The sequence below is a fragment of the Microbispora sp. H13382 genome (assembly GCF_014161445.1).
Classification (GTDB): Bacteria; Actinomycetota; Actinomycetes; order Streptosporangiales; family Streptosporangiaceae; genus Microbispora.
Map to the genome: position 1 here is coordinate 24683 of NZ_JABBXA010000021.1, position 23046 is coordinate 47728.

A 23046-nucleotide genomic window follows, 5' to 3' on the forward strand; every position below is an offset into this window, starting at 1 on the left:
GCAGTTCCCCACGTACGCCCTCAGCAGCCAGGAGCCGACCCGATGAAAGAGACGATTCCGCAGTTAGTGGCCTACTGTCAGGCCGACCCGCTGTTCTTCGAGCCGGTCTGGCGCATCCCAGACGGCGACAACCGCTTCCCGACGGGCTCCCGGCCGCTGCCCACCGGATGGCGCCGCGGCGAGAGCGAGCTGTGGGTCGTGCTGCTCCCGCCGGACCTCGCGCTCCCCGAGCAGGGATGGAAGATCCACGTCTCGGCGACCGACGCCGACGCCGCGGCCGTCTGCGACCTCGTGGTCGACTTCTGCCTGGCCCGCGGCATCGCGGTCAAGTTCCTGCGCAGCAGGATGGCGGTGCGGCTGATGAACAACAAGTACGCCGACCGGGGCAGCAGCGGCAAACTGGTCACCCTGTATCCGGTGGACGAGGAGCAGTTCGCCGAGGTGCTGCCGGCGCTGGCCGAGCTCCTCAAGGGATACACCGGGCCGTACATCCTCAGCGACCTGCGCTACGAGGACTCGCCGGTCTACGTCAGATACGGCGCGTTCCAGCCGATGACGTACACCAAGTCGGACGGCAGCCTCGGATACGCGATCCGCACGCCGGACGGCCGGCTGGTGCCCGACCAGCGGACTCCCGCGTTCACCGTGCCGGAATGGGTCACCCTGCCCGAGGTGCTTCGCGGGTCGTACGAGAAGCACACGGCGGGCGACGGCGGGGAGTTCCCCTACCAGATCGAGCGGGCGCTGCACTTCTCCAACGGCGGCGGCGTGTACCTCGCCCGTGACGAGGCGTCCGGCGGATACGTGGTGCTGCTGGAGGCCCGGCCGCACGCCGGCCTGGACGCGGGCGGCGTGGACGCGGTCACCAGGCTCGCGCACGAGCGCGAGATCCTGGAGCGGCTGAGCGGCCTCGACTGCGTGCCCCGGCTGCTCGGGCACCGGGTGATCTGGGAGCACCATTTCCTGGTCGAGGAGTACATCGAGGGCAAGACCCTGCTGGACGAGGCGTTCGAGCGCTATCCGCTCGCCACCTCCGACCCGTCCCCCGAGACGCTGGCCACGTACACGCGCTGGGCGATCGACATCCTGGCCAAGGTCGACCACGCCCTGATGTCGATCCACGCCAGAGGCGTGCGGATGGCCGACCTGCATCCCGAGAACATCATCGTCAGGCCCGACGGGCGGGTCGCGCTCATCGACTTCGAGATCGCGTCCGACCTGACGGACACGCGGACCCCCGGCCTCGCCGCGGCCGGGTTCGCCGCGCCGAAGAACCTCAGTGGCCGAGCGGCCGACAACTACGTGCTGAACTGCCTGCGGCAGTGGATGTTCCTGCCGATCAGCCCGCTGCAGGACCGGGACCCGGTCAAGCTGGCCGGCCTCACCGGCGTCATCACCGAGCACTTCCCCCTCCCGCAGGGGTTCGGGCCGCGCATGGTCCGCAACTTCGAGGCCGTACGGGGGCCTCTCGGCGAGGACGACGCGGCGCGGATGTTCGCCGATCCCGACTGGCCGGCGATCCGCGACTCGATCGCGGCGGGGATCACGGCCAGTGCGACTCCCGACCGGAAGGACCGGCTCTTCCCCGGCGACCCGCAGCAGTTCGCGACCGGCGGGTTCACCGTGGCCAACGGTGCCGCCGGTGTGCTGTGGGCCCTGCGGCAGGCCGGCGTCCCGGTGCCGGAGGAGCACGTCGACTGGCTCGTCGCGGCCGTGCGCCGGGCGCCCGATCCGCGTCCCGGCCTGCTGAACGGCCTGCACGGCGTGGCCGCGACCCTGGAGTCGCTCGGCCGCCGCGACGACGCGCTCGACGTGCTCGAACGGGCGCGCAAACTGCACGACGGCCTGGAGGTGCCCGGTGTCCACGGAGGCCTGGCCGGCGCCGGCCTCGGCCTCCTGCACTTCTTCGACATCACCGACGACGAGGACCTGCGCTCCGAGGCCGTACGCATCGGGGACCGTCTCGCCGGCGAGCTCGGCGACGACGGGTCGCGGATGTTCCGCCCGGACGGCAGGGTCGGCCTGCAGCACGGCCTGACCGGAGTCGCGTCGTACTTCCTCCGGCTGCACGACGTCACCGGGGAGGACCGCTACCTCGACCTGGCCCGTACGGCGCTGCGGCGTGAGATCGGCCGCGGCCAGACGCTGCCGGACGGCGGCTTCTGCCTCCTGGACAGCAACCGATACCTGCTCTACCTCGGCACCGGCAGCGGCGGGCTGGCCCTGGTGCTGTCCCAGTATCTCGGCCGACGCGCCGAGCCGGACTTCGCCGAGGTGATCGACGGGGTCCGCCGCGCCCTGCGCGCGCCGTTCACCCGCCACCCGGCCCTGTTGGAGGGCCGGGCGGGCACCATCGCGACTCTCCGCCTCATGGGCCTGCCGGAGGACCGGGCGCTCGTCGACGAGCACGTACGCCGGCTCTCCTGGCACGCCCTGTCCTACGAAGGTCATCTGGCCTTCCCCGGCAACCAGCTCATGCGGCTGTCCATGGACCTGGAAACGGGTTCGGCCGGAGTGCTGGCCGCCCTCAGCGTCGCGTTCGACCAGAGCGCGTCGGTAATACCGGTTCTCGATCTGCGGACCCCCGCGTTCGAGACGACAGAAAGGAAATAGGAAATGGCTCAGGTTCTGCAGCTCCAGACCCTCAACCCGAACGAGGCCAAGGCGCACCCGTGCTCCAGCTGGGTTACCTCGTACAACGGCACCGCCTGCTACATCTGCATCTGACCGAGGCCGATCGAGCCGGCACCCGGGTGGTCGCCATGGGTGACCACCCGGTGAACACTCGCGGACGGTGAGACACCCGGCCCTGGCCGGTCGCGCACGGCGCGGACCTGCCGGGGCCGGGCCTTCCCTCCCCTCTCCTCTCAGTCTTTGCGAGCCCCTCTCCCACAGTCTTTGCGAGGAACCCGTGGACACGCAGCGCGACCAGTCCGGCGCGACGGCGGCGGCACCCGCCGCCCCGCCCCGCGCCGCGCCCGACGGCGCGGATGACGGCGCGGCCGCGACGCCGCCCACGTGGCGGGTGCTGCTGCGCTACATGCGCCCGTCCTGGCGCTGGCTCGCCCTCGGCGGGCTGCTGAACCTCACGACCGGAGCGGTCGGGCTGACGCTCCCGCTCGTCGCGAGGCGGCTGATCGACGACCTCGGCGCCGACCGGCCGCTGACCGGCGTGCTGCTGGTGATGGGCCTGCTCGTCGTCGTGACCGCTGGCGTCGGCCCGCTGGGCGAGTGGGTGCTGCGCCGCACCGGCGAGTCGATCGTGCTCACCGCCCGCCGCCGCCTGGTCTCGCATCTGCTGCGGCTAAGGGTGCCGGCCCTCGACCGCGCCGAACCCGGCGACCTGATGTCCCGGGTCACCTCCGACACGATCCTGCTGCGCCAGGTCACCACCGATTCGGTGATCGGCATCGTCACCGGAAGCCTCACGGTCCTCGCGACCGCCACGCTGATGGGCCTGCTCGACCCCGTGCTCCTCGTGGTCACGCTCGGCGTGCTGGTGCTCGCCGGGACGCTCATCCGGGTGGTCATGCCGCGCGTCGGCAGGATGAGCAAGGACGCGCAGAAGTCCGTCGGGGCGATGGGCGCCGCCCTCGAACGCGCGCTCGGGGCACTGCGCACGATCAAGGCGTCCGGCGCCGAGCACCGGGAGGAGGCCGCCGTCCACCGCTCCGCGGAGGAGTCGTGGCGGGCCTCCGTACGCGCCGGCAAGTGGCTGGCGGTCGCCGGGCACACCGCGGAGCTGGCCCTCCAGGTGGCCTTCTTCGTCGTCCTGTCCGTGGGGGGAAGCCGCGTGGCCGCCGGAGCGATCGACGTGGGCACGCTGATCGCGTTCCTGATGTACGTCTTCTTCCTGGTGCCACCGCTTCAGCAGCTCATCGGCGCGGCCGGGCAGTACCAGGTCGGCGCCGCCGCGGTCGCCCGCATCACCGAGGCGGAGCGGCTGCCCGCGGAGCCGGTCGCACCGGCCGCGACGCCCCCCGCGCCCGGCGCGGCCCCCGCGGAGCTGGAGTTCCGCGACGTGCACTTCCGCTACTCGCCGGAGCTGCCGCCGGTCCATCACGGGATCAGCTTCAGCGTGCCCGCCCGGGGCATGACCGCCTTCGTCGGGCCCTCCGGCGCGGGCAAGACCACGGTGTTCTCCCTCATCGAGCGGTTCTACGAGCCGGTCTCGGGGAGCATCCTCATCGACGGCGGCGACATCGCCACCTGGGACATCCCGCGCCTGCGGGCCGCGATCGGCTATGTCGAGCAGGACGCTCCCGTCCTGTCGGGCTCCCTGCGGGAGAACCTCCTGCTCGGCGCGCCCGAGGCCACCGGCGAGGAGATCGAGCGCGTCCTGCGCGTCGCCCGCCTCGACGCTCTGGTGGCGCGGCTGCCCGAGGGTCTGGACACCCTGGTCGGCCATCGCGGCACCCGCCTGTCCGGCGGCGAGCGCCAGCGCGTGGCCATCGCCCGCGCGCTCCTGCGCCGCCCCCGCCTTCTGCTGCTGGACGAGGCCACCTCCCAGCTCGACGCCGTCAACGAGGCGGCGCTGCGCGACACGATCGCCGAGATCGCGCGTACGACGACGGTTCTGGTCGTGGCGCACCGGCTGTCCACGGTCACGCTGGCCGACCGGATCGTCGTGATGGACGCGGGCGTGGTGCGGGCCGTCGGCACGCATGAGGAGCTGGTCGGCGCCGACCCCCTCTACGCCGAGCTGGCCGCCACCCAGTTCCTCGCCGCCTCCCCCGTGACCGCGTGAACCATCCCCCTTTGGAGCATCCATGGAAACCCCCGGCCGCCCACTCGAGATCATCTGGGACATCACGTACGCCTGCCCGCTGCGATGCTTCCACTGCTACTCCGAGTCCGGCCGCCGTCCCTCGCGGCAGCTGGAGCGGGCCGAGATGCTGCGGGCGGCGGACGCCATCATCGCGATGAGGCCGTACGGCGTCTGCCTGGCGGGCGGTGAGCCCCTTCTGGTGCCGGGCGTGCTCGACGTCGCCGGCCGCATGACGGCCGCGGGCGTGCAGGTCTCCCTCTTCACCGGCGGCTGGACGCTGCGCCCGCCGATGGTCGGGGACCTCGTGCGGAACGTCGCCAAGGTGAGCGTGAGCCTCGACGGCGCCACGGCCGAGGTGCACGACCGCGTCCGCGGCCGCCGCGGCTCGTTCGACCGGGCGATGGACGCCCTCGCGCTGTTCGACGCCGCCGCGAGGGAGCGGCGTCTGGCCGGAGACGGACCGCTGTCCTTCGGGATCGACTGCGTCGTCGTGCGCAGCAACTTCGACCAGATCGACCAGTTCTGCACCGACATCGCGCCAAGGTTCCCCGAGCTGGAGTACGTGTCGTTCGGCGCGGTCATCCCGGAGGGGCTCGCCAGCCGTACGGGGGTCGTGGAGCACGAGCTGCTCTCCGACGCCCAGGTCACCCTGCTCGGCAGCCGCGAGTTCACGCGCCGCCTGCGCGCGCTGGCGCCGCCGTCCGTCCACGTGAGCGCGACCGACAACCTCGCGCTGCAGATGCACCCCGACCGTCCGTTCCTCCCCGTGCTGCAGGTCGAGCCCGACGGAGCGGTCCGGGCCATGCCGGCGTACGAGGGGACGGTCGGCAACCTGCTGACGGACCCGCCGGAGCGGCTGTGGGAACGCGCGCTGGAGCGCTGGCGCGACCCCTTCGTGGTCGACACGTTGAGGTCCGTGCACACGATGGAGCAGTGGGCGGAGGCGACCCGGAAGATCGACTACCGCTTCGGCTCCGACGCCGACCGCGCCCGCATCGACCGCCGGCCGCACTTCGCGCCGACGGCCTGACGATCCCGGCGGGGCGCGTTCAGGCCTCCGGCGTGCCGCCGGGCCTGGGGCGTACGTCGCAGTCCGGCAGGCCCGCCAGGACGGCGGCGAGCTGGCGGGCGTTGGTCTGGGCGTGGTCGCGGTAGCAGTTGTTCATCAGCACATGGGTCGTGGACGCCCGGCCGCCGAGCTCGCGCAGCCTCGGCGCCCACCGCCTCAGCTCGTCGAGCGAGTAGCGGTAGCCGAAGCGCTCGTGGATGTCGTGGCTGGTCCACTTGTCGCTGTGCCCGTGGAACCGGACGACCTCCAGGTCGGACGTGGCCGCGACGACCGGCGGGATCGAGTCCGGGTAGCCCTGCGGCATGTCCACGCAGACGTACGGAATGGCGTACGAACGGAGGAAATCGAGGGTCTCCGCCTGGTTCTCCTCGCTCATCCACGTGTGGTTGCGGAACTCCACCGAGATCCGCAACGGCTCGCAGCGCCGCCCGCACTCCAGGATGTACTGCTTGTTCGCCCTGCCGATCGGGAACCACCGGGGGAACTGGAAGAGCACCGCCCCGAGCTTGCCCGCCTCCCGCAGCGGCAGCAGGGCGCCGATGAACCGCTCCCAGACCTGGTCCACGATTTTCGGGTCGAGATCGCGGGCGTACAGGTTCTTGCCCGCGCCGCTTGGCCGCAGGTCCTTCGGCAGCGCGGCCGGCCGGGTCGGGTGCCGCGTGAGCAGCGAGAACGCCTTGACGTCGAACGTGAAGTCCGCAGGCGTGCGCCCGGCCCACAGCCGTACGGTGGCCTCGGCGGGCGGCGCGTAGTAGGTCGAGTCGACCTCCACCACCGGGAACAGGCTCGCGTAGTGCCGCAGGCGTTGCTCGGGCGTCGTGACTTCGGGCGGATACCACCCCGACTCCAGCAGCGTCTTGTCCGTCCACGACGCGGTGCCGACCAGGATCGTCCCCATATCTCACGATAGGCACGCCTGCCGGCAGACCGGTGCGACAGAAGTGACCTGTGAAGCATCGGCGGGTCTATGATGTTGGAAAGTAAAGTGCCTCCGGTGTCCCCGGCGGCCGCTCAAAGCATGCACACCGGAGGTGGCGATGCCGTCGACCTGGGCTTTGGAGACGTTCGGCCCGCGTGCCGAGCAGATCCGCCAGGGGGTGACCGAGGCGCTGGCGCTCGCGCTGGAGAACGCCCAGGACGCCCAGAAGACGGCGCGGACCGACCTCCTCCACCCGTTCGGCTTCACGCTCATGTCGCGCAAGTTCGAGGCGCTCGCCAGCACGTTCGCGGACATGCCCGACGTCGTGACCGTCAAGCCGCCGGGCTCGCAGCACGAGCTCGTCGTGCTCGGCGGCAACCTGCTGTTCCCCTTCCGCTACGCCAAGGATCGTTCGGTGAGCGTGGTCAACGCCCGGATCGGCGACGGCAGGCCGTCCGGGCTGGTCCAGGCGCTGTTCACCAGGTTCGGCCCGCAGCCGTGGGCCGAGCAGCTCGCGCTCGGCGGCGTCGAGGCCGCCCTGCCGGAGCCCGCGACTCCGGCCGCCCGTGCGCTCACCCGGCTCCCCGAGGACACCCGTCTGATCCTCATCGCGTACGCCTGCAACGCGCGGGCCGGTCTCCTCGACGTGTGGTGGGGCGAGGCCGAGCTGCTGGACCGCACCGGCAGCCTGCACTGGCACCACTGCGAGGAGATCCCGCTCGCCGGGGCCCTGCCCGCCGGGCTGCCCCTGGTGACCCCGGCCGGACAGGAGTCCCCGTTCGCCGGGGGCGCGATGCCGGCTCCCGCGCTGAACCCCCGCCCACGCCACGAGCGCGCGACGGCCCTGCCCGCGACCGGTGACGCACCGTACGCACCGGACGCCGCGGCCCATGAAGGACGGTAGGCGGCTCCGCCCGGCCGGAGACGGAGGCATCCCGCCCGAACCGAGCCCGCAGGCCGTGGCGGACGCCTTCGACGGCACGCGGCTCACGCAGGCGCGGCGGCTGGCCGCGCTCACCAAGAAGGAGGTCGCCGAGCGCATCGGGGTGTCGCCCGCGGCGGTCGGCCAGTACGAGGCGGGGGTCACCCGGCCGCGTCCCGACCTGGTCCCGCTCCTCGCCGAGGTGCTCGCGGTCCCGGCGGCCTTCTTCCTGCCCGGCCGCCCGCACGGCAAGCTGGACGGCTCGATGGCGCACTTCCGCAGCCTGCGCTCCACCCGGGCCTACCAGCGGGCCAAGGCGGTGGCCTTCGTCGAGCAGGTCTGGGAGCTGACGTACGCGCTGGAGAAGCGGGTGCGGCTCCCGCACGCCGACCTGCCGGGGTTCGCCGGGGGCGAGGTCGACTCGGGCAGCGCGCTGCCGCGTGACCCGGCGGGTGCGGCGCGCGCGCTGCGCGCGCACTGGGGGCTCGGCACCGGACCGATCAGCCATCTGGTGCGGCACATGGAGTCCCGGGGGATCGTCGTCGTCTTCCCCGAGGCCGACGAGGACGCGGTGACGGTGGACGCGTTCTCCACCTCCAGCCTGCCCCGGCCCATCGTCGTGCTGACGCCCAACCGGTTCGACGACGTCTACCGGCACCGGTTCACCGCCGCCCACGAGCTGGGACACCTGGTGTTGCACGGGGACGCCGCGGCCGGGGACACCCAACAGGAGCGCGAGGCGGACTCGTTCGCCGCGGAGTTCCTGACCCCGCGCGACAGCATCCTGCCGAGCCTGCCCGCACGCGCCGACCTGCGGCGGCTCGCGGAGCTGCGCCGCGTCTGGGGTGTGTCGGTCGACTCGCTGCTGTACCGGTGCCGCGAGGTGGGACTGCTGTCCGACTCCGCGGCCGGGCGCGCCTACCAGCGGCTCGCCGCGCTGCGCGACCAGCCGGGTTTCGCCACCGAGCCGGTGTCGGGCTACCCCGGCGAGCAGCCCGTCCTGCTCAGCCGCGCGTTCGAGATGGCGGCGGCCGAGACCGGGCTCACCGTGCCCGCGCTCGCCCGGGAGCTCGCCTGGCCGGTCCCGAGGGTGCGGGAGCTGATCGGCCTGCCCGCCCACCGCCCGGAGCTGAGACTCGTCCCCTAGGGCCGGCGGAACCCGAGCTCGGGGCGGAAGATCAGACGAGTGGGGCGGGGTCGCCGGGGGTGAGCAGGCGCCGGGTGGTCTCCAGACCCCACGCGTCGAGGCCGTACAGGCGGTCGCTGGAGGCGCGCAGGCCGCCGTAGCGCTCCACCGTGCGGGCCCAGTCCTCCCGGCGCTCGACCTCCGGGCGGAGCATCAGGCAGTCGGGGTCGTTGATCCAGAACCTGCCGTGCTGCCAGGCGCGGGCGACGGTGTTCCTGGTCGCGTTGGCCTGGCTGGGCTCGGTCGGATGACCGGTCGGGCTCCGCCAGTAGGCGGCGATGTCGGGACCGACCCGCATGGCGTCGACCATGCCGACCGAGGGCAGGATCGGGGCGCCGCAGCCCAGCAGGTACGCCTCCGGCCCGATCGCCTCCCGGATGAGCCGCAGGCCGCGCCGGTAGGCCTGCACGCCCGTCGCGTCCTCGTGGCGGCGGCCCTCCAGCGCCCCGGCGTACACGAAGTCGATTTTGAAGTAGTCGACGCCCCAGCCGCGCATGGTGCGCAGCACGTCCGCCAGGTATTCGGCCGCGCCGGGGTGCGTGAGGTCGAGCGCGGCGCAGGAGTCGCCGAGGACGTCTCCCGCGACGACGGATTCTCCGCTCTCCGGATCGGTGACCAGCCATTCGGGGTGAGCCGAGAACAACTCGCTCTTACGCGCCACGACCATGGGGGCGATCCAGATGCCCGCCCGCCGTCCGTGGTCGCGGATGCGGCGCATCAGGCCGGGCAGGTCGTCGAAACGGCCCGAGGAGACCAGCCAGTCGCCCGGCGCCGCCTGGTAGCCGTCGTCGATCTGCACCACGTCCACGGGGAGCGTCAGGTCGTCCATGGCCGCGAGGTTCTCTTCGACGTCCCGCTGCGTGACGCCGGAGAAGTACTGGTACCAGGAGCACCAGACCGTGGGCGACGGGCGCGGGCGCACACCGCCGTTCTGCCCGGCGAAGGCGTCGCCCCACCGGGCCAGCGCCGTCTCCAGGCCGCCACCGGCCGTCGTGTGGCGCACGGGGGCGTCCGCGGCGATCACGACCTGCCGGCCGCGCGGCCGCGCCTCGACGACCGGCACGCGGGCGGCGGCGGTCTCGGCTCCGAACACGTGGACCGGCCCGCCGTCTCCGGGGTCGACCGCCAGCAGCCCCTCGCCCCGGAACACGCCCTCGTCGGGGGCCGAGCAGTAGTGGCAGTCGATGACGAGCGAGTTCGGCAGCGTCACCCGGTACGGCGTCTCGGCCAGCGGGAGGGGGGCCGTCAGGCTCCAGGACTGCCAGCCCTCGGCGTACACGCGGGCCCTCGCCGGGTCCACGTTCAGCGCGGTGATGTCCTCGGTCGCGATTCTCATCACGACCAGTCCAGCCATGAACCGGTTAAGGGTCAAGCTCTGTCTCACCGCGTGGACGGACCCGCCCGGAGTCAGGCGGCGACGGCGCTCTCCACGATCTGCTCCCGCAGCGGAGCCAGGGCGCCGGCGATGGATCCGATCGTCTCGGCGTCGACGCCGCACGACTCAAGCGCACCGGTCAGGTGGAGGACCACCTGACCGAACTCCTCGGCGGTGATGCCGAGCCCGGCGTGCGCCTCGCCCATCGACTTGCCCCGATACTCCTGCGGGCCGCCGAGCGCCGCGGCGACGAAGCTGCGCTGGTGCGCCTTGAGCTTGGCCATGTCCACGTCCGCGAAGTAGCCGCGCAGCATCGGGTCGGCGACGACCCGCGCGTAGAACACGTCGACCACGGCCGCGACCGCGTCCGAACCGCCGATCCGATCGAAGATGGACCCCATACGCTTTCCTCCCGCGCCTGTGTGACCTCGTGCCCACGACGATCGCCACGGATCGTTACGGGCCGATTACGAGACGGAAATACGTACGTAGCCGTGCGCTCACCCGGTCGACACGGTCGACACGACCGAAAAGGCAACAGGCGGGGGCTGGTACGGGTGCCGGTTGTCGCTCCAAGTAGTTGCCTTTTCCCACTGGCGACGGAAGACAGGCGGGGATACGGTCCCACCGGGGAGGACGTTTTTCGCCTTCACGACAAGAAAAGCGTCAGCGAATTCACTCCCGATATACCGGGCCATTTCAGGGTTGCCGACGCTTGAGGGCTATGTCTACCTTTGACATCAAATGCGACTCGGGGGCAGCGGCGGGCGGCAGCAGGGGGCGGCGTGGCGGAAGAGATGGTGCCCAACCCTCGCCACGCACAGCTGGTGGAACTTCTCAAAGAGGTACACAACCGATCTCAGGAGGTCGGGCAGGCATACCAGCGCGTCTACGCGTCGATGCGGTCCGGCAAGGTCTGGACGGGACCGACCGCCACGAAATGGACTACCGAGGTCGCCGACCGGCACCACCGCCTGGCACAGCTCGTACGGCAGATGACCAACGCGATCGAGGACGAACTGCACCGCCATCCGGCGATGGTGACCCGTTCCCAGGCCGAGCTCATCCGTCGCCGGCTGACCGGACGCCCCTGAGCCGGTAGCCACGGCGAGGAAGGACGCGATGACATCCCCCAGCGGTGACTTCTGCGGCATCGACCCGGCGGCGATGAACGCCATGGCGGCCGACCTGCGCCAGGCGGCCGACCGGCTCACGACCTTCGCCACCGACTTCGAGGGGCTCTTCCGGGCCAACGGAGTGAGCACCACGCCACTCGCGCAGATCGCCGCCATCGCCGACTGGGGCAGAAGCCAGGCCCCCACGCTGTCGGAGCGGGCCGAGCTGATCAAAGCGCTGAACGGGACCGGCGACCACACCTTCGCCCGCCTGCCCGACGCGCTGGACAGTTTCGCGGCCGGCCGCGACCTGGGCCTCATGTACGGCACCGGCATCCTCACCAACCCCGCCATCGATGTCGGGACCAAGGGCGAGCTCGCCCACCAGCACATCAAGGAGATCGCCGCGCTGGCCGAGGACCCCGCCGCCGCCGCGGCGTTCTTCGCCGCACTACCGGCGAAGGTGCGCGACGCGCTGCCCAACCTGCTCATGAACACCGGCAGCCCGACGGCCAAGCAGGATCTCGCCGCCTTCAGCGCCGCCCTGGGCGCCGCGCTGCGCGCCCCCGGGGGCGTCCCGGCGTTCGAGAAGGTGAAGGCCGAGTTGCTGAGCAGACCCGGCAGTCGCGAGACCGCGTGGAACCGGCTCGCGCTGCTCGTCGGAGCGAAGGCCCCGACCAGCGTGCGCGTGGCCGCCGCCCGCTCCCTCGCACTGGACGACTTCGTGAAGAACCCCCGCCAGGACCGGACCGGCGCCGGCCTCGACGAGAGCAGAACGTACGGCTACTCCCCCGACACCGTCGCCCTCGCACTGGAGGTCCTCGTCGGGGACGGCAAGGCCGCCCGCGCCGCCTTCACCCAGATGGGCGGCGACGGGGTCAAGCTCACCCAGGTCGAGAAGATGAAGCAGTTCCTGGACTACAGCGAATCCGTCGCCTCGGGCAACGACGTCGCCGACGCCTTCGGCCGGGTGCTGGAGGCAGGGAGCGAGGCCACGACGGAGAAGCCGGGCAAGCACTCGGCGGAGGCTGCCGCGTTCGCCCTGGACGCGATGCTCGCGGCCGGCTCCTTCGGCAAAGACCTGCCGAACACCGCCCGGGACTCCATGGCTTCGATCGCCAGGTCCTACATCCACGAACTCGCCTCCGGCGCCCGCTTCGACAAGGCCGCCTACCGAACCTCCGGTCTGACAGAACCTCATGAATGGCTGCCGATCGCCGGCGTCACCCCGACCTTTTACCTGAGCCCCGGCGACACCTACCGCTTCCTCCAGACATTCGCCGGCGAGGAGCGACTCACCGACGTATTCGACAAGACCGCAGCACAGTTCCGCTACGACATCCTGACGAACGCGGCTCGGCTGGAAGCCAGCGGAAAGAGCGGTCATCTTGAACGTGCCTCGCAGATGTTCGGCGACCTCGGCGGGATCGAGTTCAAGGCAGCGATTGAGGTTCGAGGCGAGAAGGACGCGACTGACAGTCTGATCCGGGATCTCACCAAGAACACCATGGGCCTGGGTATCGACCGAATCCCGATAGCAGGCACCGTCATCGAGGCAGGCTGGACGTTGACGAAAACCTACGTCGTGAGCAAGTTGCTCGACAATTGGGCAGCCAGTTTCGAGACCCGCGTTCAGGCACTGACCGAGGCTCGGGTGAATTTCACCCTTCGCCAGAAGTACGACATGGCATACCTGCTGCATGAGGCGGGTTACCCCGCAAGCAAACCACCGGACAAGCTGATCAGCGCGAAGACCGGCCATCTCAAAACATTCGACGAGCTGGCGATCGAGGCCAAGCAGGAGGCGACCCGAATCGGAAAGAGCTGGGAGACCGTCCTGCGCACAAAGCTGACCTCATACGAACAGTGGATGGACAGCAACGAAGCCCTCGACAAACAGGTCGAAAGGTCTTCACGCGCACAAACCAGTGAGCTGGCCAAGGAGCTTATCCGCACTTGGGGCTGACACCTAACCTAGTGCACTGTCCACCAACGTTCACCGAGTGGATGGAGCGGAGCGGAAGGGGCGAGGACCGCGGCGAAGGCCCAGCGAAGCGGGCTTCGCGAGGACCGGGGGTTCCCTTCCGGCGCAGTGACCGAACGGCCAAGGTCCGCAGACACCCCACTAGGACCTCGGCAGGCAGTCGGTTCTTGCAACCAGCCGCCAGGTTGGTGACTCCGGCACCACGATCACATTGACGGTGATCCCGGGAACATCCTTTCTGCCTTCGATCAATCGCGCGTCCTTCCAGTCCAACTGTGACAAGTCATAGGTCATCGTGTAGTGCAGAAGTGAGGAGAGAGTGTTCTCCATCACTCGCTCAGCCTGGTCAAGGTGACTATCCACATCCGAGTCTTCACGTTCATAGTCTGCGGTTGCCCGTAGCACCCGCTGAAACTTGCCCTTATCACAGGGAAGATCCTGGTCAGGGCGCTCCACAATCCGCAGCTTGCTGTACGGCTTCTTCAAAAGGCTGTCGGTCTGCAGACGTTGCACGTCTTTCTGGAGCTCCGTTGCGGCCGCCTGCAGCGTCGGGCCGGAACTGCACCCGGAAACCATCCCGCCGACCAGGAGAAATACCACCGCCATCCACGCAACACGCATGCCTCTACCTCCACGAGCCGACAGACAGACGAACCAATCTTGACCCAAATCCTCGCCCCTCGTCATCCCATCGATTAAGTCGGTGACTCATTCGGATTCCATGAAGTTTGACGGCCCCGAGGTGCGCGCCTCGGACCTCGGGGCCGGTTCGTGGCCCGCCTGCCGTCACGGGGCTTCCGGCGGGCGGGCGGTTCAGGTGGCCGGGTAGCGGTGGTCCACATCCCGGTTCGGGGAGCAGCACACGGCGGCGCGGGTGAGGAAGCGCTCGCCGCGGCATGCTCTGCTCGGGGGCCTGTTGCTCGGCGATGCTCTCCTGTCGTGCGATGGCCTGACACAACTCGCCGCGCCTGCGGACCCCGCTTGTTCGCCTCTTCCACCTCCAATGACAACAGGGAGTAACCTCCGCATCACGGATGAGATCGGGGGACACTGGGGGTGGTCAGGACGCCCCCACGTCTGACGAAGAGGTGCACGCGATGATCGACGCACTTCCCCCATGGGCCGTACGACTCCGGGCCGAGCGACGCGACCGGCTGTGGAGCCAGAAAGAGATGGGCCGCAGGCTCGTCGAGGCCGCCGACGAGGAGACCCGCAACCGCCTGCCCGCCCGCGAGACCATCATCCGCCGCATCAAGGCGTACGAGGCCGGGCACAATGAGCCCCACGACCCCTACCGCATGCTCTACGCCCGGGCCTTCGGCACCACGGAGACCGACCTGTTCGGCTCGGGGTGGCGACCTGTCCCCTCCCTCAGCGATGCGCCGGACCCGGACCTGTATGAGCGCATCACGAAGGCCATCGAACGTCCGCAGCGCGTGGACGCCGCCACTATCGAGTGGCTCGAACGCTGCCTGGACGAACACCGCCGCATCGAGGACACCGTCGGGAGCGGCCCGCTGCTGCCGATCGTACGCGCCCGACTCGACGCGATCACCGTGTTCGCTCACGGGGCTCCGGGGCAGCTTGCCGACCGCGTGGTCGCCGTGCTCGGGCAGTACGCCCAGTTCATCGCCTGGATGTGCCAGGACTCGGGCGACCACGCCGCCGCGCTCGCCTGGTACGACCGCTCGCACGGCTGGGCGTTGGAGGCGGGCGACGCGGCTCTGGCCGCCACCACGCTCCTGGCCTGGAGCATCAGCGACGCACCCAGGTGTGTACGCCTGGCGGAGGCCGTGCGCTGGCACGACGGGGGGACGACCCTCGGCGTGCAGGGGATGGCGGCTCAGATGGCGGGCCGCGGCCATGCCGAGATGGGTGAAGCCGAAGCCGCGCGGCGACTGCTCGCAGAGGCCGAGGACCTGATCCGGGCGGCGGGCGAACACCCGGAGCACGAGCCGCCCTGGATGTACTTCTACGACGACGGCTGGTTCGACATGCAGCACGGGAGCGCCGAACCGGCCCTTGGCGACGGTCCACGCGCAGTGCGTTTCCTCGACCGCGGCCTGGCGACCCTGCCCGAGGCGTACCGACGTGACCGCGCCTGGTTCGGGACATGCCTGGCGCGCGCCCATGCCCTGGCGGGCGATGTGGAAGCCGCCGGCGTCTCGCGGTCGCCGCGGCCCCCGACGCCAAGGCCGTCAACCGCTACGCCGTGCACGACCTGCGTCGGCTGGCCGGTGAACTGCGCGCCGTCCGCCCCCATCGACCACCGGACGCGCACACGCCATACCACCGCCGCCGTCGGCGTCATGTCCGCCATGGGCCGAGGGCCGGGCTCGGTGCGGGGTGCGAGGGCCGGGGGCGTCCCCGGCCCTCACGCCGTCACGGTTCGAGGCTCTCCGGGATGGAGTCGGAGCGGCCCTTCGGGCGCTCGGTGCGGCCGTGAGCGTCGTAGATCTTCACCCAGCGGATGCCGGGAAGCCGCTTGAGCGTGGGCATGATCTCGTCGGCGACGGTGAACGCCGACCCTCCGCTCGCGACCGCACCGGTGAGCCGCACGTGGGCGACCCCGTCGCGGACGACGACCGAACGGACGCCGGTGGCCCCCGAGGCGACGAAACGCAGGCCCTTGGCGTACTCGGCCTGCGTCGGCCCGGCGAACAGCCGCTGCAGCGCGCCGCGCGCGGTGGACGGCGGCGTCACCGGCCGCGACACCGCCACCGTGTACGGCCGCCGCCCTGCGGCGTACGCCCGGGAGTCGAGGAAGTACGTCCCCACCGGCACGGTCCGGTAGGGCGTCTTGACGTCCACGACCACCCGGCTCGGGCGGGTGAGGGTGTAGACGCGGTAGGACGACTTCCGGGCCAGGCCGATGCCGAACGTGAGCTCCGCCTCGAAGTCGCCCGCGTTGACGACCTGGATCACGCCGGGCAGCGCGAAGGTCTCGCGAGCGGGCCCATAGGTGGGGCGCCCGTTCTGGTCGTGGCCGGCCGCGCCGCCGAAGCGGAGCCCGAGGATCGCGTCGCTGGCCACCGGAACCGTGCGGCCCGAGCCGTCGGCGATCAGCCGGGACACGTAGTGGGCGCTCCGCCGTGCCGGGAGCGGCCCGCTGAACTCGAAGACGACCCGGTCAAGTCCGGGGTGGTGCGAGGCGCGCACATCGACCAGGGTCGCCACGCGGGGGGCCGCGTGAGCGGCGGCGGCCGGTCGGACGGACGTGGCGGCGGCCGGGGTGGCCGGGACCGCCATCAGGGTGGTCGCGCTCACCAGCGGCACGGCCAACGCCGCGAGCGAGCGCTTGGGGGGCAGAAACATGAGGGCTCCTCTGCCGGGTTCCTTTCGCGAGTTGGGGGACCCGCGAGCGGGCACCGGACCCGTTTCCGGTACCGGCACCCAATTGAAGTATCCCCAGGTGGACACGGATCGGGACGGGCCTTTCGGCCCGACTTCTCTACCCCGTTGACGGCGACGTGGGCCGTATGTAACATCTGGGCAACCTGATGTAAGAAATTTGCAGTTCTAAATCTAGACTTTGCGGTTCTCCGCAAGTTCCGGCAGGAAGCACTGCGTCCGTGCGCCCCGCCACCGTCACCTTTCGTATGAAAGGACCTGAGGTGATGTCGGCCACGGCAGTGGGCAACCGGTCGCCGCCGCGACCTCGTGCGCCCCCGGTCTCCAAATCCCCCCACGACCGCGCGGATCGGATGGCCGCCGGTCGGTTCCTGCCGGACAGAGGAACGCGAATGTCGAAAACGCACGTCCCCTTATCGCGCTTGATCGCCGTGGTGGTCGCGGCCTGCCTGCTCGCCGTGGCCGCGCCCCTCTCCCCCGCCTCCGCAGCGGGCGGCCCCAACCTCGCGGCCGGCCGCCCCGTGACCGCGAGCAGCACCAACGGCCCGTACGTCGCGGGCAACCTCAACGACGGCGACCAGGGCACCTACTGGGAGAGCGCCGGCAGTGCCTTCCCCCAATGGGCCCAGGTGGACCTCGGCGGCGCGCGGAGCATCGACCAGGTCGTGCTCAAGCTGCCGGCGACATGGGAGGGCCGTACCCTGACGCTGTCGGTGCAGGGCAGCACCGACGGGAGCGGCTTCGCCGCGATCGCGGGCTCCGCGGGCCGATCCTTCGCCCCCGGCTCGGGCAACACGGTGACCATCGGCTTCGCCGCGACCACGACCAGGTACGTCCGGATCAACATCACCGCCAACACCGGCTGGCCCGCCGCCCAGCTGTCCGAAATCGAGGTGTACGGCGCCGCCGCGGCCACCGGCAACCTCGCCCTCGGCAAGACCATGAGGGAGAGCGCGCACGCCGACGTGTACGGCGCGGGCAACGCCAACGACGGCAACCAGGGCACCTACTGGGAGAGCGCCAACAACGCCTTCCCCCAGTGGCTCCAGGTGGACCTCGGCGCCCCGGCAGCCGTCGGCAAGGTGGTGCTGAAGCTCCCGCCCGCCTGGGAGGCGCGTACGCAGACGCTGGCCGTGCAGGGCGGCACCGACGGCACGAACTTCTCCACCCTCGCCGCCTCCGCCGGGCACGCCTTCACCCCGGCGAGCGGCAACACCGTGACGATCACCTTCTCCACCGCGAACGTCCGGTACGTCCGGCTGACCGTCACCGCCAACACCGCCTGGCCTGCCGGGCAGATCGCCGAGTTCGAGGTGTACGGCTCGGCGCCCACCGGTGACACGCAGGCCCCCACGGCACCCTCGAACCTCGCCTACACCGAGACCACGCCGGGGCAGGTCAAGCTCACCTGGACCGCTTCCACCGACAACGTGGGCGTCACCGGCTACGACGTCTACGCGAACAACGTGCTGCGCGGCAGCGTGGCCGGAAACATCACGACCTACACCGACACCCAGCCCGGCAGCGCCACCGTGACGTACCACGTGCGGGCGAAGGACGCGGCCGGCAACGAGTCGGCCGACAGCAACGCCGTCACCCGCAACGGCTCGGGCGGCGGCTCCAACATGGCCGTGGGCAAGCCGATCACCGCTTCCTCCTCCACGTTCACGTACGTCGCGGCCAACGCCAACGACAACGACCTGGCGACGTACTGGGAGGGCGCGGGCGGCTCCTACCCGCAGACGCTGACCCTGCAGCTCGGCTCGAACGCCGTCGTGAGCTCGGTCGTGCTGAAGCTCGACCCCGCCGCCGCCTGGTCCACCCGTACACAGACGGTCCAGGTGCTGGGCCGCGAGCAGAGCGCGTCGGGGTTCACCACCCTGACCGGCGCGGCCACCTACACCTTCAACCCGGCGACCGGCAACACGGTGACGATTCCGGCCTCCGGCACGGTCGCCGACGTGCAGCTCAGGTTCACCGCCAACTCCGGGGCCCCGGCCGGGCAGGTCGCCGAGTTCCAAGTGATCGGGACCCCGGCGCCCAACCCCGACCTGACCGTCACCGCGCTGTCGGCCTCCCCCGCGTCCCCGGCCGAGACCGACGCCGTCACGCTGTCGGCGACGGTGCGCAACGCGGGCAGCCTCGGCTCCGCCGCCACCACCGTGAACTTCTACCTCGACGGCGCCAAGGCGGGCACCGCGCCGGTCGGCGCGCTCGCGGCCGGCGCCTCGGCCACCGTGACGGCGGACATCGGCCGGCGCGACGCGGGCAGCTACGCGTTGAGCGCCAAGGTCGACGAGTCGAACGCGGTGATCGAGCAGAACGAGACGAACAACTCCTTCACCGCCTCGTCGCCGCTCGTCGTGAAGCCGGTGGACAGCTCCGACCTGGTGGCCTCACCGGTGAGCTGGTCGCCGGGCAACCCCGCCGGCGGGAGCCCCGTGACGTTCACCGTGGCGATCAAGAACCAGGGCACGGTCGCGTCGGCGGGCGGCGCCCACGGGATCACGCTGGCGATCGTCAACGACGCCGGGACCGTGGTCAGGACGCTGACCGGCTCCTACAGCGGCGCGATCGCGGCCGGCGCCACGACGAGCCCGGTGAACCTGGGCACGTGGACGGCGGTCAACGGCAGATACACGGTGAAGACGGTGCTCGCCGCCGACGCGAACGAACTGCCGGTCAAGCAGGCGAACAACACCTCCAGCCTGCCGTTCTTCGCCGGCCGCGGCGCGAACATGCCGTACGACATGTACGAGGCCGAGGACGGCGTGACCGGCGGCGGGGCGACGGTCGTCGGTCCCAACCGGACCATCGGCGACCTGGCCGGCGAGGCCTCCGGCCGCCGGGCCGTGCGGCTCACCACGACGGGCAGTTACGTCGAGTGGACGACCAAGGCCAGCACGAACACCCTGGTCACCCGCTTCTCGATCCCGGACGCGCCGGGCGGCGGCGGCACCGACGCCACGCTGAACGTCTACGTCGACGGCACCTTCCTCAAGGCCGTCAACCTGACCTCGAAGTACGCCTGGTTGTACGGCGACGAGAAGGCCCCCGGCAACTCGCCGGGGGCGGGCGGCCCGCGACACATCTACGACGAGGCCAACGTCATGCTCGGGACGACCGTCCCGGCCGGCAGCAAGATCCGGCTGCAGAAGGACGCGGCCAACACCTCCACGTACGCGATCGACTTCGTCAACCTGGAGCAGGTGTCGGCGATCCCCAACCCCGACCCCGCGACGTACGCCGTGCCCGCCGGGTTCACTCACCAGGACGTGCAGAACGCGCTCGACAAGGTGCGGATGGACACCACGGGCAAGCTCGTGGGCGTCTACCTGCCGCCCGGCGACTACCAGACGTCGAGCAAGTTCCAGGTGTACGGCAAGGCCGTCAAGGTGGCCGGCGCCGGGCCGTGGTTCACCCGGTTCCACGCGCCGTCGACGCAGGAGAACACCGACATCGGCTTCCGGGCGGAGTCGTCGGCCAACGGCTCGGTGTTCTCCGGGTTCGCCTACTTCGGCAACTACACCACCCGCATCGACGGGCCGGGCAAGGTGTTCGACTGGCAGAACGTCGCGAACATGACGATCGACAACATCTGGGTCGAGCACCAGGTCTGCATGTACTGGGGCGCGAACACCGACAACATCACGATCAAGAACTCGCGGATCCGCGACACCTTCGCCGACGGCGTCAACATGACCAACGGCAGCACGGACAACCTGGTCTCGAACATCGAGGCGAGGACGACCGGTGACGACAGCTTCGCGTTGTTCTCGGCCATCGACGCGGGAGGCGCCGACGAGAAGAACAACGTCTACGAGAACCTGACCGCGATCCTGCCGTGGCGCGCGGCCGGCATCGCCGTCTACGGCGGGTACGCGAACACGTTCAGGAACATCTACATCGCGGACACGCTGACCTACTCCGGCATCACGATCAGCTCGCTCGACTTCGGCTACCCGATGAACGGCTTCGGCGCGAGCCCGCCCACCGTGTTCGACAACATCTCGATCGTCCGCGCGGGCGGTCACTTCTGGGGCCAGCAGACCTTCCCGGCGATCTGGGTCTTCTCCGCCTCGAAGGTGTTCCAGGGCATACGCGTCAGCAACGTGGACATCGTCGATCCGACGTACTCGGGGATCATGTTCCAGACGAACTACGACAACGGCCGGCCGCAGAACCCCATCAAGGACACGGTCTTCACCAACGTCTCGATCTCGGGCGCGCACCGGAGCGGCGACGCGTTCGACGCCAAGTCGGGCTTCGGGCTCTGGGCGAACGAGATGCCGGAGCCGAACCAGGGCCCGGCGGTCGGATCGGTGACCTTCAACAACCTGCGGCTCAGCGACAACTACCAGGACGTCAGGAACACCACGTCCACCTTCACCATCGACATCAAACCCTGATCACATGAGAAGCGCCGCCGGAGAGATTCCTCTCCGGCGGCGCTCGCCGTCCTGCGAGGGTCCCGGCGCGCGTACAACTGGTCCACAAGTCGATCCGGAGTGGGTGTGGGACTGGTGCTTCGAGTGGGACGGCGGCGGCTACGGCATGTGCTGGCGCCACCTCTGAGTCACCCCGCGCCGACGCGCCCCGCCATCTCGAGGACGGCGGGGCGCTTCTCGTGTTCATCCGACGGGCCGGGAGCCGCCAGGGTGTGGTGTCAGGGCGTCACGAGCAGCGGGTGCCGTTCAGCGTGAAGCCGGTCGGGTCGCCGTTCGAGCCGCTCCAGGTGCCCTGGAAGCCGAACGAGACGTTGCCGCCCGCCGGGATCGAGCTGTTGTACGACAGGTTCTTCGCGGTCACCGACGACCCGCTCTGGGTGACGTCGGCGCTCCAGTAGCCGGTGATCCTCTGGCCGCTCGGGAAGGAGAAGCCGACGTTCCAGCCGTTCACCGGGCTGGAGGAGGTGTTGGTGACGGTCACGTTGCCGGTGAAGCCGCCCTGCCACTCGCTCTTGCTGTAGCTCACCCGGCAGGCGCCGCCGCCGTTGCCGTTCCCGCCGGTCGGCGAGACGGTGGGGCTCGGCGAGGGGCTCTGGACCACGCCGCCGATGCTGTAGGAGAAGTTGTTCACCGCGAGGCCGGCGCCGCCCACCCAGGGCTCGAATCCGGCCTGGACGCTGGTGAGGTACCACGACCGCTGGGCGTAACCCCTGTTCACCATGTCGTCGAAGAAGGTCCGTACGGCGAAGTTGATGGAGTTCGTCGGGGAGGTACGCACGTAGGAGACGACGTTCCAGCCGGTGTTGCCGAACCAGACGTCCCACGTGCCGCCCGCGAGATTGACCGTGCCGACCTTCGAGCCGACGGGCTGGACCGAGCCGGTGTGGTTCAGCCAGACCATGAGCTCGGCGCCGGTGTTCTGGCCGTCCCGGCGCGCCGTGGGGTCGAACCAGATGTCGTACGCGGCGTCGTAGACCCCCGAGCCCGGGTAGCTCATGCTGACGCTGGTCTGGACCGTGTTGAACTGGCTGTTGCCGACCGCGAGGGGCAGGCCGCTGCCGCTGGAGCAGTTGGCGTAGTGGCAGCCGGCGTAGACGGCGGGGTACGACGCCGGCGCGCCGTTCTGCGCCTTGTTGTGCCCCGCCTGCGTCACCGTGAAGCCGGTGTTGGTGACGTTGATGCACTGCTGGGCGTCGCTGCCCCAGACGTTGTTGATGACGACGTACTTGCCGCCCTGGATCGTGGTCGATCCGTACTTCTCGCAGATCGTGGTGTCCGCGTGCGCCGCCTGACCGACGACGAGCGACGCGGCGACGGAGCCGAGCATGGCGAGGCCCGCCGTGATCAATCGCATCCTCATGCCCCGGACGATAGACATCGGGCAAAGACGCGTGACATGGCCCGTTTTGGTCGACAACGTGGACGAAATCTCGACCAGCGACAACACCCTTACCGTGAGTGAAACTTTCAGTTACACGCCCTGTCCGGCTGCCGGACGCCCGGCGTACGCCGTCACCCGCTGGGGAGGATGGCCGCAGGAGGAGGTGAGGCGATGGCCGTCACAGTCCGTCGCGTGTACGAGGACCCCGCGCCCGGGGACGGGACGCGGGTGCTGGTCGACCGGGTGTGGCCGCGCGGCCTCACCAAGGAGGCCGCTCACCTGGACGAATGGGCCAAGGACGTGGCGCCGTCCGGCGAGCTGCGCTCCTGGTACGGCCACGTCCCGGAGAGGTTCGCCGAGTTCCGCAGCCGCTACCTCGCGGAGTTGGACGACCCCGAGCGGCGGGCCGCCCTCGACCGGCTGCGCCGGCTCATGGAGAACGGGCCGCTGACCCTGCTCACCGCGACCAGGGACGTCGAGCACAGCCAGGCCGCCGTCCTCGCCGAGGTCCTGTCCGAGAGCCGGTAA

The 23046-nt window shown here is 70.4% G+C and carries 16 protein-coding genes; 10 read left to right on the plus strand and 6 right to left on the minus strand.

The annotated features are described in order from the left end of the window. Positions 1–42 precede the first annotated feature (42 nt). From lanKC to HHX41_RS31885, 3 genes are all read left to right on the plus strand, one after another. Positions 43–2613 carry a class III lanthionine synthetase LanKC gene (gene lanKC / locus HHX41_RS31875; protein WP_182908908.1) on the plus strand — a complete coding sequence of 857 codons (2571 nt, stop codon included), beginning with the start codon at positions 43–45 and terminating at the stop codon, positions 2611–2613. Between the two features lie 298 nt (positions 2614–2911). Next, complete coding sequence (locus tag HHX41_RS31880) at positions 2912–4747, plus strand: ABC transporter ATP-binding protein (protein WP_310742282.1); 1836 nt, start codon at positions 2912–2914, stop codon at positions 4745–4747. Positions 4748–4769: 22 nt separating this feature from the next. Beyond that, positions 4770–5798, plus strand: coding sequence for a radical SAM protein (locus tag HHX41_RS31885; protein ID WP_182908909.1), 1029 nt, complete (start codon positions 4770–4772; stop codon positions 5796–5798). 19 nt (positions 5799–5817) lie between these two features. Here HHX41_RS31885 and HHX41_RS31890 read toward each other — a convergent pair whose 3' ends face one another. After that, on the minus strand, positions 5818–6735 hold the full coding sequence (locus HHX41_RS31890) for a DUF72 domain-containing protein (protein ID WP_182908910.1): 918 nt from the start codon (positions 6733–6735) through the stop codon (positions 5818–5820). A 139-nt stretch (positions 6736–6874) separates the two neighbouring features. Between HHX41_RS31890 and HHX41_RS31895 the strand changes: the two genes are divergently transcribed. Both HHX41_RS31895 and HHX41_RS31900 read left to right on the plus strand, forming a co-directional pair. After that, positions 6875–7660: a hypothetical protein gene (locus tag HHX41_RS31895; RefSeq protein WP_182908911.1), complete on the plus strand. Its 786-nt coding sequence runs from the start codon at positions 6875–6877 to the stop codon at positions 7658–7660. Beyond that, complete coding sequence (locus HHX41_RS31900) at positions 7647–8825, plus strand: ImmA/IrrE family metallo-endopeptidase (RefSeq protein WP_169981646.1); 1179 nt, start codon at positions 7647–7649, stop codon at positions 8823–8825. The genes HHX41_RS31895 and HHX41_RS31900 overlap by 14 nt, the downstream gene beginning before the upstream one ends. A gap of 31 nt (positions 8826–8856) precedes the next feature. Here HHX41_RS31900 and HHX41_RS31905 read toward each other — a convergent pair whose 3' ends face one another. Both HHX41_RS31905 and HHX41_RS31910 read right to left on the minus strand, forming a co-directional pair. Beyond that, positions 8857–10200: a glycoside hydrolase family 36 protein gene (locus tag HHX41_RS31905; protein WP_182908912.1), complete on the minus strand. Its 1344-nt coding sequence runs from the start codon at positions 10198–10200 to the stop codon at positions 8857–8859. 71 nt (positions 10201–10271) lie between these two features. Continuing rightward, on the minus strand, positions 10272–10640 hold the full coding sequence (locus HHX41_RS31910) for a group 1 truncated hemoglobin (protein ID WP_182908913.1): 369 nt from the start codon (positions 10638–10640) through the stop codon (positions 10272–10274). Between the two features lie 384 nt (positions 10641–11024). Between HHX41_RS31910 and HHX41_RS31915 the strand changes: the two genes are divergently transcribed. Further along, positions 11025–11333 carry a hypothetical protein gene (locus tag HHX41_RS31915; protein ID WP_182908914.1) on the plus strand — a complete coding sequence of 103 codons (309 nt, stop codon included), beginning with the start codon at positions 11025–11027 and terminating at the stop codon, positions 11331–11333. 28 nt (positions 11334–11361) lie between these two features. After that, positions 11362–13320, plus strand: a complete 1959-nt coding sequence (locus tag HHX41_RS31920) for a hypothetical protein (protein WP_182908915.1) — start codon at positions 11362–11364, stop codon at positions 13318–13320. 159 nt (positions 13321–13479) lie between these two features. Here HHX41_RS31920 and HHX41_RS31925 read toward each other — a convergent pair whose 3' ends face one another. After that, positions 13480–13959, minus strand: coding sequence for a hypothetical protein (locus HHX41_RS31925; RefSeq protein WP_182908916.1), 480 nt, complete (start codon positions 13957–13959; stop codon positions 13480–13482). A gap of 476 nt (positions 13960–14435) precedes the next feature. On the opposite strand from HHX41_RS31925, the gene HHX41_RS31930 reads away from it, so the two are divergent. Further along, positions 14436–15827 (plus strand): XRE family transcriptional regulator, encoded by a 1392-nt coding sequence (locus HHX41_RS31930; RefSeq protein WP_182908917.1) that lies wholly within the window; start codon positions 14436–14438, stop codon positions 15825–15827. Here the strand turns inward: HHX41_RS31930 and HHX41_RS31935 are convergent. After that, positions 15721–16653: a GerMN domain-containing protein gene (locus HHX41_RS31935; protein ID WP_182908918.1), complete on the minus strand. Its 933-nt coding sequence runs from the start codon at positions 16651–16653 to the stop codon at positions 15721–15723. The two genes, HHX41_RS31930 and HHX41_RS31935, sit on opposite strands and share 107 nt — an antisense overlap. Positions 16654–17081: 428 nt before the next feature. Here HHX41_RS31935 and HHX41_RS31940 point away from each other — a divergent pair, with 428 nt between their 5' ends. Next, the gene (locus tag HHX41_RS31940) at positions 17082–21098 is read left to right on the plus strand and encodes a discoidin domain-containing protein (RefSeq protein WP_182908919.1); all 4017 of its coding nucleotides are present in this window, start codon (positions 17082–17084) and stop codon (positions 21096–21098) included. A gap of 265 nt (positions 21099–21363) precedes the next feature. Here the strand turns inward: HHX41_RS31940 and HHX41_RS31945 are convergent, their stop codons facing one another. Then, entirely contained in the window at positions 21364–22497 is a 1134-nt protein-coding gene (locus HHX41_RS31945) for a GH12 family glycosyl hydrolase domain-containing protein (RefSeq protein ID WP_220504610.1), read from the minus strand. 192 nt (positions 22498–22689) lie between these two features. Here HHX41_RS31945 and HHX41_RS31950 point away from each other — a divergent pair, with 192 nt between their 5' ends. Beyond that, on the plus strand, positions 22690–23046 hold the full coding sequence (locus tag HHX41_RS31950) for a DUF488 domain-containing protein (RefSeq protein WP_182908921.1): 357 nt from the start codon (positions 22690–22692) through the stop codon (positions 23044–23046).

What these genes read in the sequence shown, in the direction of transcription:
- HHX41_RS31905 (WP_182908912.1), bottom strand. Translation starts at nt 10,200, where the DNA reads ATGAGAATCGCGACCGAGGACATCACCGCGCTGAACGTGGACCCGGCG.
- HHX41_RS31945 (WP_220504610.1), bottom strand. Translation starts at nt 22,497, where the DNA reads ATGAGGATGCGATTGATCACGGCGGGCCTCGCCATGCTCGGCTCCGTC.
- HHX41_RS31935 (WP_182908918.1), bottom strand. Translation starts at nt 16,653, where the DNA reads ATGTTTCTGCCCCCCAAGCGCTCGCTCGCGGCGTTGGCCGTGCCGCTG.
- lanKC (WP_182908908.1), top strand. Translation starts at nt 43, where the DNA reads ATGAAAGAGACGATTCCGCAGTTAGTGGCCTACTGTCAGGCCGACCCG.
- HHX41_RS31900 (WP_169981646.1), top strand. Translation starts at nt 7,647, where the DNA reads ATGAAGGACGGTAGGCGGCTCCGCCCGGCCGGAGACGGAGGCATCCCG.
- HHX41_RS31940 (WP_182908919.1), top strand. Translation starts at nt 17,082, where the DNA reads ATGTCGAAAACGCACGTCCCCTTATCGCGCTTGATCGCCGTGGTGGTC.
- HHX41_RS31925 (WP_182908916.1), bottom strand. Translation starts at nt 13,959, where the DNA reads ATGCGTGTTGCGTGGATGGCGGTGGTATTTCTCCTGGTCGGCGGGATG.
- HHX41_RS31950 (WP_182908921.1), top strand. Translation starts at nt 22,690, where the DNA reads ATGGCCGTCACAGTCCGTCGCGTGTACGAGGACCCCGCGCCCGGGGAC.
- HHX41_RS31890 (WP_182908910.1), bottom strand. Translation starts at nt 6,735, where the DNA reads ATGGGGACGATCCTGGTCGGCACCGCGTCGTGGACGGACAAGACGCTG.
- HHX41_RS31930 (WP_182908917.1), top strand. Translation starts at nt 14,436, where the DNA reads ATGATCGACGCACTTCCCCCATGGGCCGTACGACTCCGGGCCGAGCGA.
- HHX41_RS31885 (WP_182908909.1), top strand. Translation starts at nt 4,770, where the DNA reads ATGGAAACCCCCGGCCGCCCACTCGAGATCATCTGGGACATCACGTAC.
- HHX41_RS31895 (WP_182908911.1), top strand. Translation starts at nt 6,875, where the DNA reads ATGCCGTCGACCTGGGCTTTGGAGACGTTCGGCCCGCGTGCCGAGCAG.
- HHX41_RS31910 (WP_182908913.1), bottom strand. Translation starts at nt 10,640, where the DNA reads ATGGGGTCCATCTTCGATCGGATCGGCGGTTCGGACGCGGTCGCGGCC.
- HHX41_RS31920 (WP_182908915.1), top strand. Translation starts at nt 11,362, where the DNA reads ATGACATCCCCCAGCGGTGACTTCTGCGGCATCGACCCGGCGGCGATG.